This window comes from uncultured Proteiniphilum sp., from assembly GCF_937873925.1.
Classification (GTDB): domain Bacteria; phylum Bacteroidota; class Bacteroidia; order Bacteroidales; family Dysgonomonadaceae; genus Proteiniphilum.
Map to the genome: position 1 here is coordinate 1 of NZ_CALNAT010000249.1, position 3,533 is coordinate 3,533.

3 protein-coding genes are annotated in these 3,533 nt (G+C 49.6%); all 3 read right to left on the reverse strand.

What is annotated here, in order from left to right; translation table 11 throughout:
* Positions 1 to 175: 175 nt before the first annotated feature.
* Complete coding sequence (locus Q0502_RS17600) at positions 176 to 1,543, reverse strand: hypothetical protein (RefSeq protein WP_298653669.1); 1,368 nt, start codon at positions 1,541 to 1,543, stop codon at positions 176 to 178.
* 11 nt (positions 1,544 to 1,554) lie between these two features.
* The gene (locus Q0502_RS17605; protein WP_298653671.1) at positions 1,555 to 2,853 is read right to left on the reverse strand and encodes a hypothetical protein; all 1,299 of its coding nucleotides are present in this window, start codon (positions 2,851 to 2,853) and stop codon (positions 1,555 to 1,557) included.
* The coding region (locus Q0502_RS17610; RefSeq protein ID WP_298653673.1) for a DegT/DnrJ/EryC1/StrS family aminotransferase at positions 2,850 to 3,533 on the reverse strand (684 nt) is incomplete at its 5' end. The genes Q0502_RS17610 and Q0502_RS17605, both read right to left, overlap by 4 nt.

Below are 3,533 nucleotides of genomic sequence, written 5' to 3' on the forward strand. Positions count from 1 at the left end.
TTGTTCATAATGATTGGGAAAAGGGATGATCTCCTGGGAATGAACCCCTAAAAAAAAGAACAGAAGTAATACCAGTGCAGTAAAATGTTTCATCATATTTTTATAATCGGTTGTAGTTTACTTAATAGGCCTTTCCTCTCGTAGTCTTCTCTACCGTTGTTTAAAGCATTATTCGTTATTTAAACGGGTCGGGTATTTTCACCAGATCCTCCACTTCTTTATCTTCATGGTCGAATCTTGCCAAGGTATAGACGTTGCCGTCTTTGTCGAAAGCGATCGAGTTCACATACGTCGGCCGGGATCCGTCCTCATAAAATACGGGGCCATGGTCGATGTATTGTCCGGTAGGGATGTGGTACGTGACCAGGTGGAGATTTTCCACTCCGCGTGCGGCACCCATTGAAATCTTGTCCAGACCTTTCACTCTTTTTCCATCCTCATAAATAGGTCCTCCCGTCAGGTAATACAAGGTTTCCTTATCATTTCCCAAATCGAATCCCAAGTATCCGTAACTAAACTGGTCGTACATTCCGCTTTTCCGGGAGGGTCCGGATGTGATCCGGTCCACAATTTCTATTTTCCTTTCTTCCGGGTCAAACTTGAACAGGTAGCCTGAATTTCCGTGTACTCCGTACGCCACCTCCTCTTTCGGATACCATACGACGGCCCGCCAGTTGTAGCCCATGCTTCCCGCGTCGGCAGGATCATAACTCCCGAAATAATCCAGCCGCAGGTCCACATCTTCCAATTTTTCAATCGTACCGCCCTCGGGATCGTAACACATGATATCTCCTTCGGCGGTGGAGTAGTAGACCAGCCCGTCGCGCGGGTCGACGAATATGGATCGACACAACACCCTGTAATCTTCGCCTATCCGGCCTGCTTCTCCGTTGGCGGAAACCGGTCCCGAATCTTTCATTTCACCGGCTTCCACATCGTAGTGCAAGAAATATCCCCCGGGCCAGGTAATGGCATAGATCTGTTTCCTGACGGTGTCCATCGTCATGGTTAGAATGCCCTCTCCGTGTGGAGCCAGTCCCAGGTCTTCAAATTTTCCGCTGTTCAGGTCGTATGACAGGAAATGTCCTCCCGTGTATAGCCCGTATCCCTCCGGCGCAGTTACCGGCAGACGTTCCATTCCGTCCATCATCTCATAGTAGCCCACATGGGTCGAGAAATACAGTTTTCCGTCGCTTTCGTAAAAACGGACGTGGCTCTTACCCTGCGCTATGACCTTTTTATCCTTCTCTCCGCAAATCTCCGTCAAGTCGGCAAGAAACCGGGTCGTATCCGCTTGCGGGTCGTATACGTGAACCTGTCCCGCCACATCGTGGGGTTGCGAGGAGAGCACGTAATAAATCTTGCCGTCGCTGGCGGCGGAAATGGCATTGTAGGTGTCGTGTGCCAGGTCGAAACCGGAAAAATAACGGGTAGCAATCAACGTTTTCTTTTCGGCTGGCCGCTCTTTCTCTCTTTCATTCAAACAAGAGCTTATTGCAACTACGGTCAAAACAATAACTACAAATAAGATTCTATTTTTCATTATAACTTGATTTAATTTTTATCATTCAATAATTTCGAAATTGCATTTAAAAGCACTTTTTCAGCTTCGGGAGTTACTTTTGCGATATCCGCCTCATAGCCGCCTTGCGGAAAAGCCGCAGCCGGCGGAATATACCCAAATCCCAGATCGCCGTATGCCGCCATGGCTAAAAACAGATCGGGGCACATTTTCCTGGCTGCAATCTGATATTCGACCAACAACTCTCCCGGCATAAAAAGAATACGCGCTTTATCGCCGACCGTCAAGCACTGTAAATCGACTTTTTTTCCCTTACGGTACCGTTCCCAAAGCACCTTGCCTGCCTTTACCGAGTCCAGCGGTAAAGAAACAGGTTCGACACTCCAGTGAATGTTGGAAATTGTAACAGGGCTTCGGTTGGTATTTTCCCACGCCCGTTTCATCCCGTCGGCAACCCTTCTGGCTAAAATACCCCGGTTTTCATGAGAACCGTCGTTGTATTTACCTGCCCCCACATTCGCGCCGGCGCCCGTAAAATAAACCTGCAGAGCGTCCGGCATATCTAACTGACGGTAAAAACGGGCTATGCCGGGGTAGTCGGGACTGGGCACGCCGGTGCCGTAATAACTTTGCGGATGGGTGGCGTAGAAGTTCAGCACGGCAACCGGTTTATCTTCGTTCCAGAAGCTCACTGCAGACAGTATGGGGTCGATCAATCCTTCGGGTTCGGCGCGTAATGCGGAATCCTTGCATGCCGTCCAGCGCATGGCTTTCACCTTGCCGTCGGATCCGAGAATCCGCCGGTTGGAGGCCACCTTATACACCTGCGCTTCCCCAAGACCAACATGTGTGACCGGAACGGTATTTTCGAGAGATTTGACTACGGCCATCTCAAGACGATGGATAACGGATAAAGCAAAATTGTCGTTTAAATAATCATCGGGATAAGGGGCGTCGTGCTGGTGTACCACGTGGACGGCCACCCGTTCGGGTGTGGTTCCCGCGGCCCGGGCAAGCGACCGCCTGAACTCGTCGTGGCAGTCGTTCGCGATGCCGAGCCAGTCCAGGGAGACCAGGACGATCGGTTCCCCCGTTCCGGACAGGACGATTCCTTTTGCCCGGAGCCCCAGATCCCACGTATTTACTACAATTCCATACGGCATTTTATAACCGACGGGAGGGGTGATGTCGATATCAAAGACAGCGACCTGCAGTCTTTCCGTTACCGGGTTGTTCCGCACACGGTTTACGCCTCGAGCCGATTCGGGGAAGAATGAAAGGTACAGGGCCAGGAGCAGGAAGATGGCGATAGCCGATACAATTTTTTTCATGGTTGTTTGTTTTTTATCTGTTCGGCATTGCGATATACCTTTTCGATGGCGGATGCTATGTTCTTCATGTCCGACCGGGAACCCAGCAGTATGTTCTGCGGGATCCAGACCGCCAGCTCGTTGCATAATTTTTCGTTCATCGGACACCTGTTCTCGTGAGCGTATCTGCCGTAATCCAGCCGTTCAGCCGGATAGAATTTCCGGTAATATTTGCTTTCAAAAGCATTCTTCAAATAAGGCATCCTGTTTAATTCCGTGTATCCGCCGGAGCAGGGAACACCCTCGGCATGCAATGCTTCCATAAATTTGTTCCGGGGTAATTCTTTGAATTCTTCTTTATGATACAAAAACGGAAACAGATGAAAAGCGGCTTTCGTAACATTCTTGTACAGTTTATAGGGTGTGATGCCCGGGATTTTACCGATCAGAGATTTAAGATATTCTGCATTTTGGTTCCTTATTGTGGTCTGCTCTTCCAAACGTTCGAGCTGTGCCAGCCCGATGGCCGCCTGATATTCGGTTATGCGTAGTTTTGTTCCGATCATCACGGTACCGGCACCTATTTGACCGGCCGTGGAGCCGTAAGGATTACCGTAGTTGTGATAAGAGAAACAGCGATCCATAAATTCATCGTTGTCGCTAATGATAGCTCCTCCTTCACCCATGGGCATGTTTTTGGA